This window comes from Gammaproteobacteria bacterium, from assembly GCA_021648145.1.
GTDB lineage: Bacteria > Pseudomonadota > Gammaproteobacteria > JAADGQ01 > JAADGQ01 > S141-38.
In genome coordinates this window covers 139,780-156,891 of sequence record JAKITI010000003.1, presented here as the reverse complement: position 1 = coordinate 156,891, position 17,112 = coordinate 139,780, and the positions used below count along the sequence as shown (strand labels likewise).

Genomic DNA, 17,112 nt, shown 5'->3' with positions numbered 1-17,112 from the left:
TCTCTACCTTAAATTCCTGCTATTTGTTGTCAATCAAGTTTGCTTGATCTTTCTTTTTCTTGGCAGCATGAATGTCTGTCACAACATCTCCATTTTTATCACTCTCTTCCCATGCAGGTACGATTCCGCCCACAGTCTTATCTCTAACAACATCATGTATCAAGTCAGCATCAATTGTTTTACGTTGCTCTGCAAACCCGCACACCAGTGCAGTATCACACAACACATTAATCAGCCGTGGCGTTCCTTTTGTATAGTAGTGTACGGCAACACAAGCTGCCGTTTCAAACAAATCATGATCACCACCGACAACAGAAATACGATGCCGAATATATTCACAGGTCTCTTGCAAGTCTAGTGTTTTCAAGTGAAAATCTATCGCAATTCTTTGAGAAAATTGTTCAAGTTCCGGGGTGCGTAACATATTTCGAAGACCTGGCTGACCCACGAGTACCAACTGTAAAACCTGATCCTTGTCTGCGTTAATATTTGCTAGCATCCGGAGCTCTTCAAGTGCTTCAATACTTAAATTCTGAGCTTCATCAATAATGAGTACAGTGCGTTTTCCACCCTCATACTCTCGAGTTAAAAATTCAGCGAATGTTTGATAAAGTTCAACTTTCTCCTTACCCCGATACTCTAGCTGAAAAGCATAGAGCACCCATTGCATTAACTCACCAAATGAGCGGTGCGTATTTGACACCAGCCCGACGGTCACTTCCATATTTTTAGCAATCTGCCCCAAAATCTGCCTGACCAGAGTCGTTTTACCTGCACCAATTTCGCCCGTAATGACCGTAAATCCAGCTTGGTTCATTAAGCCATATTCGAGCATGGCCAAAGCCTGGCGATGCTTTTTACTCATAAAAAGGAATCCAGGATCTGGAAGCAGGGAAAAAGGCTTTTCATCAAACCCGTAAAATGATTCATACATAGCTTAAATGCTCTCTATCGCTGTTCTTTTATATTGTTAAAAATTACCATATTGTTGAACCTTAACTTCAGCTTTATTCAGCACAGTGCCCATTAAATTATTACGACCTAATGCATCCATTGCACGTGATGCATCTCTTGAAAGCGTCTTGCCCTCTTCTATTACTAATATAGTAGAGTCAATATAAGGAGAGAGTACCAGCACATCGTCCGTTAGCAGAATGGGCGGCATATCAAATATAATAATATTGGATGGAAATCTTGCCTTTATTTCATCAATCAGACGCGATGTCCGTGGTGATGACAGAATTTCTGAAGAATTTGGAAGGGCAACACTACCCGGCACCACATAAAAGCGACCAATACCAGGGTCGACTATAATTTCATCCAGCGGCGTTTCTGAAACCAGATAATCACTGACACCAAGTTCTGGCTCAAGCCCAAAATAGCGATGTACGCTGGGATTTCGCATATCCAGATCAATTAATATAATAGCATGATCAACCTCCATGAGTGCCAGGTTAATCGCCAGATTAATCGCCGTAAGCGACTTTCCTTCACCAGGGTTTGAGCTTGTTATTGCCAGCGTATTCCAACCATGAGTCCGCATTTTATGCCACACATGGGTTCTGAGTGTTTTATAAATTTGAGAGTATTCAAAGTTTATCTTATTGGTGATAATGCGATTTTCTTTTAGAACATCTTCCGATACAGCGATTTTTCTTACAGGTGCACCATTATAGACTTTCCCTGCATCAAGCCGTTTTCCAGATGACGTAACACCTCCATCCTGCTGCTCTTTCCGTGCACGCTCAACCGCTTTGGTAATACGGTCCATCTACAACTCTCCCCAGTTTATATTCAAGGCTATTAATGTCATATAAACATAGGCAACAGATACAAGTATCCACCCACCACCAACAGTATAATAAGAACAAAAATTCCAAATTTAAAAATCAATCGATTTCTTTTTCGCCTCAGATCTTGATTATTTTTAATATAGGGTATCACGGTTAAAGGAGGGGCTTTTGCAATAAGAGTCACACCATTTATACCACGGACACTACGATCCATAAACTCGACAATGGCTGCATAACCAATACCGACACCAACTGCGACAATTGATCCCAGCAATAATATGCCCAAGCGGTTAGGTCGAATAGGGGTTGTGGGTAAATTGGCAGGCTCTAGCAAAGAGAAGCGCTCACCTTTATTTTCAAACTCTAATTGCTCAGAAATCTGTGCTTGTAACTGCTTATCTTTAATTTCCTGGTATTTTTTAACGGCATTATCGTAGTCACGCTTAATCAAAAGCCCCTCTTGTTCAACTCTAGGCGTTTGCATCAAGCGCTCTTCATAATCTCTCGCTTTCAACTTCACTCTTTCACGTCGGTTTTTTTGTGACTTAATGCCAATAAGAACCGTGTTAAGTTGTGACTTCATTGCAATATATGCGGGATTATCCGGTGGTAACTGCGAAGCTTTATTATTAGAAGGTCGAGCATTTTCCAATGCATTTGTTAATGACCGCAATGAACGTTTTAGCTTAATGACATCAGGATGGTCATTCGAGTACTTCTCTTGAGCTGATTTTAACTGTGCTTTTGTTTGCTTGATTTGAATGGCTATTTCATTCGTATCATCGCCAACACCCGTCTGTCTTTTCAGTGCTTCAACTTCCCGTTTCAATCGAACCACATCAGGGTGATCCGGTGAGTACCTTGCCATTGCGTTCATATAGTTTGATTGTAACTCCCTTAAACGTCCGGCGGGGCTATCACCCAAAAAAGGGGCAATATAAGCCAGCTGACTTTCAATGCTCATCCTGCGCTCTTGCAAGAGTGATAGCTGAGCTTCAACATCCTCCAGCTCTTTTTGAGAGTTTTCCATACGAGTCATATTCAACTGCATTAACTCAGGAAGACGGCCGACATTCCGCTCTTTAAATACCGCAAGCCGTGCTTCCAGCAATTTGATCGTCTCACTCAAGCGCTCAGCTTCTCCGCCTAAAAATTCCGAAGTCATTTCAGCTTTTTGTGTACGTATCTTAACGTTTTCAGCCAAAAACAGTCGAACCAGCTCTTTGGTGACACTTTGCGCAGCTTCTGCTTCGTCATATTCAAATGACAGTTCAAAAGCAATAGTCGCTTTAGAGGCTCGCCCACCACGAAAAACATCAGCACTAACCATATCAACCAAAATTGCTTTACGCATTGTCGAAATCAACAGGCCCGTTTCACCCTGCTCTCTGTATTCTGAATACAGATCAAACTTTTCAATAATTTTCCAAAGATTGGCGTTCGTCATCACACGTTTGCCAATCAACTGAATACGCTCATCCGCATAGCTCGTGACAGTCGACTTAACTAGGTCTTGCGGAATTTCCTGCTGCTCAATCAAAATTGTCGCTGTGGACTGATAAACAGGAGGTAAAAAAAATGCGAGAGCCGCTGCAATTGATAAAATCAATAAGAAAGGGGTAATAATCTGTGCTTTGCGTCGTTTAGCAATTTCAATAAAGTCACTAAACTCACTCATTGTATCTTGTTCTGTTGCCATAATTCAGGCACTACTCCTTACTCATCATGTAAAATCAACTTACAATTTTTATAATATTACCTGGACACAGAAACTTTAGGCCAAGCATAACGAACGCCTATCGCCACAGAGTTACTTTTAGCAACAGCACTATTATCTTTGAATCGACGAAATTCATAACTAAAATCCATAGCCCAATCAAGTGACAACTGCCAGATAAAGCGGGGTTGTAGGCCAAAATATACTTGACTTGATGAACCATCCGCCAGATTTTTATTCTGATAGGTATTAAGATAAAGAGAAAAATCAACAGTCGGTCTAATTTTTCTTTTCCACCAAAATTTTAATTCGTCAGCCAAGATAGATGTCTCTTTTCCACTGGAGTTCACATTTCGGCGAAGCAAAAGATTAAGTGATCCAATCTCAGTTCTTTTATTTCCAATAATCTGATAAATAACACCTGAAGAATCTTCTGATTCCGATGAACTATTCCGAAAGCCAATCTGAGCACTGCCCTTAAATCTTTCAGAGAACTTATAGTTAACCCCTAGATTGACCTGACGATTATCAACAACACTATCATTATCGAGATTTTTATACTGTGAACCAGAAAAACTCAACACTGAATCCATTTTTTGTGTCAATTGATGAACCCAGTTTGCAGATAACCTCTGTGTGCGATGATCAAATAACGAATCAGTGGAATACTTCGTATCCAGAAGCCTGTATTGTAATTTCAGTGTATCCTGTAGACTCAATCGCCACACCCAGTATGGTTTGACATCGAAAAGAGTTCGTCTGGAATACACCTGTAATATTGAAGTATCTGCATCCTCTAAATCAGACGCTTCAATATCATCATAATTAACCTCTGCTGCGATCTTCCTGAGCACACCTTCCCGTTTAAAAGTACCATTAACTCCAAGTACATTACGCTCAAGTTGATAGGTATATTTCAAATATGCACGTTGTGAATTGTCAGACAAATCGTTATTTTTACTGTATTTAAAATCAAGAAAAGTACGTAAAGATAGCTCCGTATTACGATCTTTACGAACCATTTCCAATGAAGGTATTGCAATCAATCGAAAATAACGGTCTTTAACACCAGGTAATAAAGCAGCATTCTCACCATACTCTTCCGCAAAACCAAGTGCTGGCAAAAGAGACCACTCTGCTGCTTTCAAAGTAGCCGATGAAAACAGAAAGCAGAAAACAACGATACTAGAAAATACAACTTTGGTGATCATCTTTTGTATCAGGTTCATTAAGTTCAATAGTATCAAGGTACAATAATCAAATCATCACTTTTCAAGATGATGTTTTGCTTCAGACCTTTGCCCTTTTTAATATTGTCATACCTAAACGGGATGATTTTTTGAACCCCATTTTCCCTGCGAAAAATTTTAATTTTACTTTCAGCGGCATAAGGGGTTAACCCCCCCGCAAGTGCTAATGCTTGAACCACATCAAGATAGCGCCCGACCGCATATTGCCCTGATTTTTGCACTTGGCCAATAATATATATTTTATAACCCCCAACCTTAGTGATCACGACAGTAACAACAGGGTCAGGAATGAATTTTTTCAGGCTTTTAGATAATTTAGCCTGTATTTCAGCTGGCGTACTTCCTGCCACTTTCAAGTCCCCCACAAGAGGGAAAGAGATACGACCATCAGGACGAACTAGCACCTCCCTTTGCAATGACTCTTCACGCCACACCGAAATCTCCAGAACATCCTCTGGGCCAACAAGGTAGCCAGGCGAGCTTTTTTGTGCGGAAACCCATGGGCTAAACAACCCCATCATAATTCCAATGGCGATAATGCAAAACTTCACTTTACGCATACTCCCGTACTTTATTTTCATATAAAAACTCTTCTTCAAACTACAAAGCAATTTGAATTAAAAAGAACAGCACGACAAACTTAACAAAATTGGAAAAAGATAGCTATTTTTCAGCCGTTTATGAATCAAGAATAGATAAACATTCTTCAAGTTCTTTGCGAACCTGGCACACTATTTGATGGCTGCGCTCACTATCCCCTTTAACCTCATCGCCTTTCAGACGTTGACGTGCGCCATCAATGGTAAAACCGTTCTCATATAATAGGCTACGTATTTGACGAACCAACATCACATCATGACGTTGGTAGTAGCGCCGATTTCCTTGGCGCTTCATTGGCTTTAATTGAAAAAATTCCTGCTCCCAATAACGTAAAACATGTGGTTTTACGTCACATAAACGGCTCACTTCACCAATTGTAAAGTAACGCTTACTGGGTATGATGGGTAATTTATCAGCAGAAGAATCAGCCATCACCTATATAGAGCTCCACACGTGATTTTAATTTTTGCCCCGCATGAAATGTCACAACCCGCCGAGCAGAAATAGGAATCTCTTCTCCTGTTTTAGGGTTACGACCTGGGCGCTGTTTTTTATCCCGTAAATTAAAATTACCAAAACCAGATAGTTTTACAATTTCACCACGTTCCAGCGTTGCTCTCACTTCATCAAAAAAAGCCTCGACCAACTCTTTCGATTCACGTTTATTCAGACCTATGTCATCAAAGAGCCTGTCAGCCATATCAGCTTTAGTTAAAGTCATATTCAGTTCCTCAGTGTTGCACCGACCTTATTTTCAAGCTTAGTTAAAAGCTCATCCATTTGCGCACTCACTTCATGATCTTTCAATGTGCGCGAATTATCTTGTAAAAGCAAACCTAATGCCAGGCTTTTTTGTCCATCTGCAATACCGGCACCTCGGTAAACATCAAACAGTTGCATGCTTTGCAGTCGCTCACCTACTGAGAGCTCTACAACATCTCGAATAGCCTGCATAGATACACTCTCATCTACGACCAAAGCAATATCCCTTCTTATATAAGGGAATTTAGACCATTCGTGAAAGCAAGGCAAATTTACTTGATTCAATTCATCAAGCTGCAGCTCAAACAGACAGACAGTTGTTGGCACACCTATTTTTACTGCCAACGCAGGATGAATCACTCCACACCAACCAATCACCTGGCCGTCTACATTCTCAATAGCTGCTGTTTGCCCTGGGTGCAAAGCAGAGTGCTGCCCTTCACGGAAATGAAAGCAACCCGCTTTACCTGTCAAGCCAAGCAATGCTTCAACATCATTTTTAACATCAAAAAAGTCAAGTTTCTTTGGTATTTTGCTCCACTGCTCTGGGTAAACATCGCCCTGCAAAACACCCGCAATGACCTTCTTATCCTTTATTTCATCACCTGAGGCATGAAACTTTAGGCCGCTTTCAAAAAAACGAACGCGATCTTGCTGTCGATTTTGATTATAAAGCAGTGCTTGCAATAGCCCAGACCACAAACTGGTACGCATTTCTGACATATCAGCGGAGATTGGATTGAGTAATTTAACAGGAGTAATTTCTGGCTCTACTAGTTTTTGCAAAGCAGGATCAACAAAGCTAAACGTAATAGCCTCCTGATAACCTCGGTTCACCAGCAGTTGGCCTATTTTTTTAGTCACCGACGAATCTTTTTTTTCATTTTCTATTTTCAACCGCCCAACCACTGACGTTCCAACCAGTTGATTATAACCATGCATCCGCGCCACTTCTTCGATTAAGTCAGCCTCAATAGTGATATCAAAACGGTATGATGGCGGAGTCACTTGCCATGAACCGGAGTTGGAATTAATTGCCATTCCCAAAAATGACAGGCTTTCAGATATTTTTTTAGATGGAATTTCAACACCCAGCAAGCGTTTGATTCTTGACTGTCTCAATTCAACAGGCGCTCTATCAGGTAGTTTTTCATTATTGACCACCTCTGTCACTGGCCCAGCAGAGCCGCCCACAATATTCAGCAACAATTGAGTAGCACGCTCCATTGCCTGACTTGCTAATGAAAAATCGACACCGCGCTCAAAACGGTGAGATGAATCTGTATGCAAGCCATATTGCCGTGCCTGACCTGCCATTGTATCTGGTGAGAAAAAAGCACTTTCAAGAAATAGTGCTGCTGTACTATTTGTCACTGATGAAGCCTCGCCTCCCATCACGCCAGCAATCGCTTGAGCACCGCGTTGATCAGCAATCACCAATGTCTCTTTTTTCAGCGTAACTTCTTTACCATCAAGCAAGGTCACCTTTTCATCAACATTGGCATAACGAACCTGAACACCACCTTCAACCTTCTCCAGATCAAAAGCATGCATCGGCTGCCCCAACTCAAGCATCACGTAGTTTGTAACATCGACAACAGGGCTAATACTGCGCAAACCACAGCGCCGTAAACGCTCTTGCATCCATAATGGTGTCTGCACCGAAACATCAACACCCTTAATAACTCTTCCAACATAACGTGGGCAAGCAGACGGCTCACAAACTTCAACAGCAACTATGTCCTTGATAACAGAAGGAACAGAGGTTACAGATGAATGAGCCATTTCACTTTGATTTATTGCCGCAACCTCCCGTGCAATTCCCATAATGCTCAAGCAATCACCCCGATTGGGTGTTAACCCAACCTCAATACTGAAATCATCCAGTTTCAAATAATCAAACATCAGCTTGCCAACAGGCGCATCATCAGGAAGTGCCATCAAACCCTCAGCACTGATCGCCAAACCTAATTCAGCAACGGAGCAAAGCATTCCAAATGACTTAACACCACGCAACTTGGCACGTTTTATTTTCATACCACCGACGAGTACAGCGCCTACTTTGGCCGTTGGCACGCGCATTCCAACAGCAACATTAGCCGCACCACAAACGATAGTGAGCTGCTCTGATTCACCAACATTTACACTGCAAACTTGCAATCGCTCTGCATCAGGATGTGCACTGACCGCCACAATTTCACCCACCACCACGTGCTCTAAAGAGGGTGCGACAGGCTCAATTGCATCAACCTCCAGACCTGCCATCGTCAGTTGCTCAGCAAGCTCTGATGTCGATATTGATGGATTAACCCATTCACGAAGCCATTGTTCACTAAATTTCATATTTATGATCTATCTATTGTTAACGTTAGAAGGTTTTATAAAACGATCAAAACTAATTAAACTGGCGTAAAAATCGTAAATCATTCTCAAAAAACAGGCGTAAATCATTCACGCCGTAACGCAGCATGGCTAACCGCTCAACACCCATACCAAATGCAAAACCAGTGTATTGCTCGCTATCAATTCCCACATTTTTGAATACATTCGGATGAATCATGCCGCAACCCATCACTTCCAACCAACCCGTCTGACTGCAAACACGACACCCTTTTCCATTACAAATCACACAAGCAATATCAACTTCGGCTGAAGGCTCTGTGAATGGAAAATAAGAGGGTCGGAAACGTATTTTTAACTCTTTTTCAAAAAATGCTTTTAAAAAGTCATCTACAATCACTCTAAGATCGATAAAATTTACATTTTCATCGACCATAAAACCTTCCACCTGATGAAACATCGGGCTGTGCGTCACATCGGAGTCACACCGATAAACACGACCGGGAGCAATAGTACGCAGTGGCAATTCACAACCTTCCATAACACGCACCTGGACGGGCGATGTGTGTGTACGCAATACAGTATTCGCATCCACATAAAATGTATCGTGCATCGCGCGAGCGGGATGGTTCGCTGGAATATTCAGCGCTTCAAAGTTATGGAAGTCACTCTCAATCTCTGGCCCTTCAGCAACATCGAAACCGATACGAGCAAACAGTGATTCGATACGTTCCATTGTTTGGGTCACGGGATGAAGTCCACCGACCTGCTGCCCTCGACCCGGCAAAGTAACATCCAGCTTTTCAGCCTCTAAACGAGCATTTAAAGCGGCAGACTTTAGTTTACCAAGCTTTACTTCAATTGCTTGTTGCAGCTCTTTTTTTGCCTGATTAACCGCCTGCCCGACTTTGGGGCGCTCGGCGGGCTCCAGACTGCCTAGCTGCTTCAAATACCCTGTCAGCAACCCTTTTTTACCAAGAAACTGAACACGCACCTGGTCAAGCGCTTCCAGCTCAGACGCTTCAGCAACAGCTTGAATTGCCTTTGAAGTGATATCCGTGAGTTCTTGCACAATAATTCTCCAGAGAAGCTGTTTTCTTAAAAATTATAAAAATATGGAGTAACCAAAAAAGGGAAGCTAAACAGCCTCCCCTTCAATTAAACCAGAACAACTTAGGATAATTAAAAAATCACGCTAAGCTTGCTTTAGCCTTTTCTGCAATGGCTGCAAAAGCCGCTTTGTCATGAATCGCAATATCGGACAAAACCTTACGATCAATCTCGATCTCAGCTTTTTTCAAGCCATTGATCAAAAGACTGTAAGAGATTCCACATTCACGAGCGGCCGCATTAATTCGAGCAATCCACAGCGCTCGGAACGTACGTTTTTTCTGACGACGGTCACGATACGCATATTGACCCGCTTTAGTGACAGCCTGCGTAGCAACACGATATACATTTTTACGACGACCACGATAACCTTTTGCTTGAGCTATAACCTTTTTGTGCTTAGCTCTTGCGGTTACACCTCTTTTTACTCTTGGCATTTTATTCTCCCCTCAACAATTATCTGATATTCAGCATTTGACGTACCGCTGGCACATCACATGCTGCGACCTGTTCACCCTTACGCAGCTGACGCTTACGCTTAGTGCTTTTTTTAGTCAGAATATGTCTGAGATGAGACTGTTTACATTTGAACCCACCAGACGCTGTGCGCTTGAAGCGTTTAGCCGCCCCGCTGTTCGTTTTTATCTTTGGCATTGTTAACTCCGCATTCGTTAACGTTAAAATTAAAAAATAATTATCTTGAAAAATTCAAGACAAACTTCACTACTTCTTTCTAGGTGCCATTAACATCACCATCTGCCGTCCTTCCATACGAGGAAATTGTTCGACAGTGGCAATATCAGCCAAATCACCTTCGATCCGCTTAAGCAGATCACGGCCTAGCTGTTGATGGAGCATTTCACGCCCACGGAACCGTAAGGTCACCTTGACGCGATCTCCTCCATCCACAAAGCGGGTCAGGTTGCGAAGTTTTACCTGGTAGTCCGCTGATTCCGTCCCTGGACGAAACTTTACTTCCTTGACTTGAACTTGTTTCTGTTTTTTTCTCGCCGCATGTTTTTTCTTGTTCTCTTCAAACAAGAATTTCCCATAGTCCATAATCCGACATACAGGTGGATCAGCCTGAGGCGAGATCTCCACCAAATCCATTTTAGCATCTTCAGCAGCTTGCTTAGCCTCATCAATACTTACAACACCGGCTTGGTTGCCTTCGCCATCAATGAGACGAACCGATGGAACCCTTATGTCATTATTCAGGCGGAGCCTTTTTTCAGCAGCGATTCTATTATTCCTCTAAAGCAATTCGACTATAATTTGCGACATCAGCATTCAGGTGTTCACCCAATTGCACCAAGGACATACTACCCAAATCCACTCCTTGACGCGTACGCACAGCCACAGTTTTATTTTCCATCTCCTGATCACCCACAACCAGAAGATAAGGCACTCTTTTCATCGTGTGCTCGCGGATTTTAAATCCGATCTTCTCATTTCTCAAGTCTGATTTTACTCTGAAGCCCTGATTTTGCAAAAAACCTTCAATTTCAGAGGCATATTCTGAGTGCCGATCAGCAATATTTATTACCACAACTTGCGTCGGTGAAAGCCATGTAGGCAGCGACCCTGCTGACTCTTCAATCAAAATACCAATAAAGCGCTCTAACGAACCCAGTATTGCCCGATGCAACATCACAGGCACTTGTTTGCTGCCATCTTCAGCAACATAAGTTGCATCTAAACGACCTGGCATCGAAAAATCGACCTGAATCGTACCACATTGCCACACACGACCAAGACAGTCTTTTAACGAAAATTCAATTTTTGGCCCATAAAATGCACCTTCACCTAGCTGCAAACCCCAAGGCAACTGCTTATTTTCCAAGGCTTGCTCTAGTGCTTTTTCAGCTTTATCCCACACTTCATCAGAGCCAACACGCTTTTCAGGGCGTGTAGAGAGCTTGATAATAATATCGTTAAAACCAAAATCAGCGTACACATCAAACAGCAAATCAATAAATGTCGAGACTTCATCTTGAATCTGACTTTCAGTGCAGAAAATATGTGCATCATCCTGCACAAAATTACGTACACGCATCAAACCATGTAAAGTGCCTGACGGCTCATTACGGTGACATGAACCAAACTCAGCCATACGCAACGGCAAATCACGGTAGCTCTTTAATCCTTGATTAAAAATCTGCACATGGCACGGACAATTCATGGGCTTAACTGCGTAGTCACGATTTTCAGAGTGTGTCGTAAAAATCATGTCACCAAACTTATCCCAGTGACCTGACTTTTCCCATAAAGTACGATCAACAAGTTGTGGTGTTCGCACTTCCTGATAGTTGTTTTCATTCAATACGCGGCGAATATATTGCTCAACTTCCTGGTAAATCGCCCACCCATTCGGATGCCAAAAAACCATTCCTGGCGCTTCTTCTTGCGTATGAAACAGATCTTGCTTCTTCGCTATGCGACGATGATCGCGTTTTTCCGCCTCTTCCAGGCGGCGCAGATAGGCTTTAAGCTCTTTTTTATTGGCCCAGGCGGTGCCGTAGATACGCTGCAACATCTCGTTATCCGAGTCACCGCGCCAATATGACCCTGCCAACTTCATTAATTTAAAATGTTTCAGGTAATTAGTGTTAGGCACATGAGAGCCACGACATAGATCAATAAAATCACCTTGGCGGTACAGAGAAAGCTCTTCGTTTTCAGGAATCTCTTCAATGATTTGTGCTTTATACGCTTCACCTCGCGCTCGAAAAAATTCGAGTGCATCGTTGCGGGATAACACAGAGCGACTGACTTCATCGCCACGCTTAGCCAGCTCAGCCATTTTCTTTTCGATGACTGCCAGATCATCCAACGTCCAGCGCTGTTCACAAGCAAAGTCATAATAAAAGCCATCCTCAATCACTGGTCCGATGGTCGCCTGCGCGTCCGGATAAAGCTCTTTTACTGCCTGAGCCAGCAAATGTGCGGTCGAATGACGAATAATCTCCAGGCCTTCGTCATCTCTTGCTGTAACAAGACTTAAACTAACATCAGTTTCAATCACATAAGAGACATCAGCAAGCTGACCATCAACACGCCCAGCAATGGCTGCTTTTGCCAAACCCGCCCCAATATCAGCAGCCACTTCATATACTGAAACGGGTGACTGAAAGGAACGTTGACTACCATCGGGAAGCGTTATAACGGGCATGAGTGCTCTGAAAAATGTACTGGTGAAATAAAAAAACAGAATTATCTGGTAGGCGCGAGTGGGATCGAACCACCGACCACTACCATGTCAAGGTAGTGCTCTACCACTGAGCTACGCGCCTTCAAAATGTGCGCATAAGATACTGAAGGCGTGCACCGAAAGCAAGCACTCATGTTAAACTTCCAACAATTTAATCGTCGCAAGCATCACTCGTGACCGCTTTCACAAAACGAATTTACTCATAAGTGTAGGATTAGCAGCAGTTCAATAAGGAAACGCGGCATGTTTTTCAATTGCAAACACACACCATACATCATATTAATCAGCCTCCTGTTTACACTACCTGCACTCACAGGCTGTATTGGTGATGACAAACAGACTCCCGACCCCGTCGTCAAAGACTTTGGCATTGCTTATACTAAACGAGCCATACCCATTGATGAAGAGGGTCTGTTTATTGCCGATGATGAACGTGAAATCCTGAGTTTCCGTGAAGGCAGTGATCTTTACCTGCGTCATCGCGCCTCACCCAGTGCTACTGAGAAAAATATCACCTCACGCATCACTGACGGAAAGGGTGATGTAAAAGATATTTCAGTCTCTTTTGATGGTAATAAATTAATGTTTTCCATGCGCCTTTCAGACCAAGACAGCGATACATGGAATCTCTGGGAGTACGACATCCAAAGTGATCAACTACGCCGTCTCATCAATTCTGATAATACCGCCGAACTTGGCCACGATACGGCTCCACACTACCTACCCGATGGCCGCATTGTATTTACTTCAACTCGTCAGCGCCAAACGGGAGCCATGTTGCTTGATGAAGGCAAACCAAAATTTTCTGGGCTGGATGAAGACGGTAATGAGCCAGCCTCTCTGCTGCATATCATCAATACAGATGGCAGCAATATTCGTCAAATTTCGTTCAATCAAAGTCACGATTTAAACCCGGCAGTACTTAATAGCGGAGAAATTATTTTTAGTCGCTGGGATAATATGGGCAACAAAAATGAAATCAATCTTTACAAAATCAATCCAGACGGCACAAACCTGCAACTCCTTTATGGTGCCAACAGCCACGAAACAGGCACCAACGAAACAACCATTCAGTTTCTAAGACCCAAACCCATGCCTGATGGAAAGTTACTCACAATAATCAAACCATTCGATGAACCGGTCGGTGATCTCACTCTTATCGACATTACTAATTTTTCAGATTACAACCAACCCTTACCGATGGCGACTTCCAGTACCACACAAACAGCCGCCACTTCACAACAGATTTTAATTGATGGTTCTATTTCAATCGGCGGTCAATTTCACTCTGCCTTTCCACTCTGGGACGGAACAGAACGGATATTAATCAGTTGGTCACAATGTCGCTTATTGGAAGAAAATGATCGCCTCATTCCCTGCACTGAAGAGAGCATCAATAACGAAGACGCTAGCGCCGCATTTCCACTCTACGGCATCTATATTTTTGACAAAAATGAAGACACCATGTTACCTGTCATCCCTCCCGTAGAAGGAAAAATTATCAGCGATGCCATCACCCTGCAACCCAGAGAAATACCCACAGTTATCTCTGACAGCAAGAACCTCAATACCAACTTTATTGAAGAAGGTATCGGTGTACTGCATATCCGCAGTGTTTATGACTTTGATGGCACTTACAACAATCTGGGTGGCAGTGCAGAAAACATCACCGAATTAGCTGACCCACTTCAAACCCAGGCAAACGCCCGCCCTGCTCGTTTTTTACGCATTATCAAAGCCGCACCGACACCTGACGGAGTGGCTGGATCAACCTTCGGCATTAGCAATCGACAAAAAATGAGAGAGATCGTAGGCTACAATATGATCGAGCCGGATGGTTCAGTGATGATAAAAGTACCCGCAAATATCGCATTTACCATAAGCATATTAGATGAAAATGGACAACGCATTGGCGACCGCCATCCCAACTGGATGCAAGTTCGTCCCGGTGAAACACTAGAGTGCCATGGCTGCCATGATGCAGAAAGCGCTGAGCCTCACGGTCGCCCTGAAGCAATAACTGCACTTAATAGTGGAGCAACAACAGATAACATCCCGTTTCCAAATACTCAGGTGGACTTAGTCGCAATCACAGGCGAAACCATGGCGCAAACCCGTGCTCGAATCAGCTGTGAAACAGACTGCAATTCACTCAATCCCAGCATGGATATTATTTTTGAAGATCGCTGGACAGACCCCAACGTTAGAGCCATTGACCCCTCTTTCAGCTACCTTTATGATGATTTATCAACCCCCGCACCGACAACACCTCAATGCCTAAAGAGCTGGAATAACTTATGCCGCACAATTATTAATTATGTTCAGCATATTCACCCAATATGGAGTGCCCCACGCACCATAGGCACAACGGATAGCACATGCAGCCTATGCCACGCACCTGCCGACGATAACGGAAACCCACTTGTCGCTGCGGCAGACCTTGATCTGTTTACCTCTGAGCCTTCAGACCAAAATGCGGCCCACATTACCACTTACCGAGAACTGTTTTTTAACGATGATATACAGGTCGTTATTGATGGTGTATTACAAGATTTAATAGTGCAAGAAACGGATGAAAACAATCAAACTCTTTTTGAGACAGACGAAAATGGTGACTTGATTCGGGATGCTGACGGTAATCCAATTCCAATCATGACAACTGTTAGCGCACCCAGCCCCGTGATGTCCGCTAACGGTGCACGCTCTTTTTTCGAACGTTTTGATACACCCAGTATTAATCACTCAAATTTACTTACCCCCACAGAGCGACGCTTGATCTCCGAATGGCTCGATATCGGCGGGCAATATTACAACAACTCTTTTGACTTATCATCCGAAGATTAGCTGCTATACTGTAAGAGCCAATTCATCACAGCAAATAACAAAGAAAACAATCACATTGTCAAAACTGTTCGCTCAAAACAGACTGAAACTATTCATACTGTTACTCTGTTTTTTTATAAATACAACACACAGCAGTGAATCATCACACCCAAAAATACAGGTGACCGAACCTTATCTGGAAATGCATACAGGACCTGGCTGGGGCTACCCTGTTTTTCATATAGCTAAACAACATGATTATATTGAGATTATCAAGCGAAGAACGGACTGGTTCAAAGTACGCACTCATAAAGGGAAAGTCGGTTGGGCTCCACAATCCAGCATGGAAAGCAGAACCGCCAAGAATAATGGAGAGGAGTTTCAGTGGATGACTCGGCGAAATTCTCTGACACGTCGCTGGGAAGCTGGCTTGCTGGGGGGTCGCTTTGATGGTGCATCAGTCATGAATATTTATGGGAATTATGCATTCACACCCAATATATCGAGCGAGATCGGACTCTCACAAATACTCGGTACATTTTCCAGCAGTATGATGCTGAACGCCAATATACTCAACCAGCCCTTCCCTGACTGGCGAGTCTCACCTTTTTTCACATTGGGTGCAGGCGGCATTCAAACCAATCCACGCACAACACTAATACAATCAGAAAATCGCAATAGCATTCTTGCGCATTATGGTATAGGTATACGAACCTATATCACCCGCCGCTTTATTTTTCGTGCGGAGTACAAAAATTACGTTATTTTTTCCAGCGATACAGACAACGAGGATATCGACGAATGGAAAGCCGGTTTCGCATTCTTTTTCTAACATTTTTTGCCCTGTTTGGCCATACGACAGCCTTTGCAACGCCTCAGGTCGTTAACCCCGAAGTCGAACGCAGAGAGATCGAAATTGCTGCAATTGATACTGAAGATTTTGAAATTGGTTTGTATAGTGGCCTACTCAGTGTAGAGGATTTTGGAGTCAATTCAGTGCTGGGGTTACGGTTTGCATATCACATTTCACCTGCCATATTTATTGAAGCAGCTTATGCCAGAAGTGCCACCACAAAAACCAGTTACGAGCGCCTCAGTGGTGCGGCTCAACTGCTCACAGACAGTGAGCGAGAGCTTGACTACTATAATATTTCATTCGGTTACAACCTGCTTCCTGGTGAAGCGTTCATAGGTCGAAGTCGTGCTTATAATACGGCACTCTATCTTATTGCCGGCATGGGTAATACCCGTTTTGCAGGCGACGACTATCGCACGATTAATTTGGGCGCGGGTTACCGGTTCCTTCTGACAGACTCAATCGCCCTGCACCTTGATATGCGTGATTACATCTTTGACACAGACTTACTCGGTGAAAATAAAACAACACACAATCTCGAAACTTCAGGAAGTATCACAGTTTATTTTTAATTGACCTGACAGGCTAAAGAAAGGTCATTTTGTAAAAATAACCTGTGAAAAATAGATATTGAATTAACTAACCAAACG

Annotated in this window: 16 protein-coding genes and 1 tRNA gene; 3 read left to right on the top strand and 14 right to left on the bottom strand. The window is 43.0% G+C overall.

Going from position 1 to position 17,112, the window contains the following annotated elements; genetic code table 11:
- Positions 1-19 precede the first annotated feature (19 nt).
- The 14 genes from L3J70_03000 to L3J70_02935 form a co-directional block, all read right to left on the bottom strand.
- Positions 20-865, bottom strand: coding sequence for an AAA family ATPase (locus tag L3J70_03000; protein MCF6235338.1), 846 nt, complete (start codon positions 863-865; stop codon positions 20-22).
- Between the two features lie 105 nt (positions 866-970).
- Positions 971-1,771 carry a CpsD/CapB family tyrosine-protein kinase gene (locus L3J70_02995; GenBank protein MCF6235337.1) on the bottom strand — a complete coding sequence of 267 codons (801 nt, stop codon included), beginning with the start codon at positions 1,769-1,771 and terminating at the stop codon, positions 971-973.
- A 38-nt stretch (positions 1,772-1,809) separates the two neighbouring features.
- Positions 1,810-3,492: a Wzz/FepE/Etk N-terminal domain-containing protein gene (locus L3J70_02990; protein ID MCF6235336.1), complete on the bottom strand. Its 1,683-nt coding sequence runs from the start codon at positions 3,490-3,492 to the stop codon at positions 1,810-1,812.
- A gap of 56 nt (positions 3,493-3,548) precedes the next feature.
- On the bottom strand, positions 3,549-4,739 hold the full coding sequence (locus L3J70_02985; GenBank protein ID MCF6235335.1) for a hypothetical protein: 1,191 nt from the start codon (positions 4,737-4,739) through the stop codon (positions 3,549-3,551).
- A 14-nt stretch (positions 4,740-4,753) separates the two neighbouring features.
- A complete protein-coding gene (locus L3J70_02980) occupies positions 4,754-5,341 on the bottom strand; it encodes a polysaccharide biosynthesis/export family protein (protein MCF6235334.1) in 588 nt (195 codons plus the stop codon).
- A 97-nt stretch (positions 5,342-5,438) separates the two neighbouring features.
- On the bottom strand, positions 5,439-5,792 hold the full coding sequence (locus tag L3J70_02975; GenBank protein MCF6235333.1) for a MerR family transcriptional regulator: 354 nt from the start codon (positions 5,790-5,792) through the stop codon (positions 5,439-5,441).
- Positions 5,785-6,081 carry an integration host factor subunit alpha gene (locus tag L3J70_02970; GenBank protein MCF6235332.1) on the bottom strand — a complete coding sequence of 99 codons (297 nt, stop codon included), beginning with the start codon at positions 6,079-6,081 and terminating at the stop codon, positions 5,785-5,787. The genes L3J70_02975 and L3J70_02970 overlap by 8 nt, the downstream gene beginning before the upstream one ends.
- A gap of 2 nt (positions 6,082-6,083) precedes the next feature.
- Positions 6,084-8,465 (bottom strand): phenylalanine--tRNA ligase subunit beta, encoded by a 2,382-nt coding sequence (pheT, locus tag L3J70_02965; protein ID MCF6235331.1) that lies wholly within the window; start codon positions 8,463-8,465, stop codon positions 6,084-6,086.
- A 52-nt stretch (positions 8,466-8,517) separates the two neighbouring features.
- Entirely contained in the window at positions 8,518-9,534 is a 1,017-nt protein-coding gene (gene pheS / locus L3J70_02960; GenBank protein ID MCF6235330.1) for a phenylalanine--tRNA ligase subunit alpha, read from the bottom strand.
- Positions 9,535-9,652: 118 nt separating this feature from the next.
- On the bottom strand, positions 9,653-10,009 hold the full coding sequence (rplT, locus tag L3J70_02955; protein ID MCF6235329.1) for a 50S ribosomal protein L20: 357 nt from the start codon (positions 10,007-10,009) through the stop codon (positions 9,653-9,655).
- A gap of 19 nt (positions 10,010-10,028) precedes the next feature.
- The gene (gene rpmI, locus L3J70_02950) at positions 10,029-10,226 is read right to left on the bottom strand and encodes a 50S ribosomal protein L35 (GenBank protein ID MCF6235328.1); all 198 of its coding nucleotides are present in this window, start codon (positions 10,224-10,226) and stop codon (positions 10,029-10,031) included.
- Positions 10,227-10,295: 69 nt separating this feature from the next.
- The gene (infC, locus tag L3J70_02945; protein MCF6235327.1) at positions 10,296-10,814 is read right to left on the bottom strand and encodes a translation initiation factor IF-3; all 519 of its coding nucleotides are present in this window, start codon (positions 10,812-10,814) and stop codon (positions 10,296-10,298) included.
- A 4-nt stretch (positions 10,815-10,818) separates the two neighbouring features.
- Positions 10,819-12,744, bottom strand: a complete 1,926-nt coding sequence (gene thrS, locus L3J70_02940) for a threonine--tRNA ligase (GenBank protein ID MCF6235326.1) — start codon at positions 12,742-12,744, stop codon at positions 10,819-10,821.
- Between the two features lie 46 nt (positions 12,745-12,790).
- A tRNA-Val gene (locus L3J70_02935) sits at positions 12,791-12,865 on the bottom strand.
- A gap of 161 nt (positions 12,866-13,026) precedes the next feature.
- Between L3J70_02935 and L3J70_02930 the strand changes: the two genes are divergently transcribed.
- From L3J70_02930 to L3J70_02920, 3 genes are read left to right on the top strand one after another with little or no spacing between them, the layout of a single operon-like run.
- Positions 13,027-15,627 (top strand): hypothetical protein, encoded by a 2,601-nt coding sequence (locus L3J70_02930; protein MCF6235325.1) that lies wholly within the window; start codon positions 13,027-13,029, stop codon positions 15,625-15,627.
- 55 nt (positions 15,628-15,682) lie between these two features.
- Positions 15,683-16,438 carry a hypothetical protein gene (locus L3J70_02925; GenBank protein MCF6235324.1) on the top strand — a complete coding sequence of 252 codons (756 nt, stop codon included), beginning with the start codon at positions 15,683-15,685 and terminating at the stop codon, positions 16,436-16,438.
- Positions 16,408-17,034, top strand: coding sequence for an outer membrane beta-barrel domain-containing protein (locus tag L3J70_02920; protein ID MCF6235323.1), 627 nt, complete (start codon positions 16,408-16,410; stop codon positions 17,032-17,034). The genes L3J70_02925 and L3J70_02920 overlap by 31 nt, the downstream gene beginning before the upstream one ends.
- The last annotated feature ends 78 nt before the right edge of the window (positions 17,035-17,112 follow it).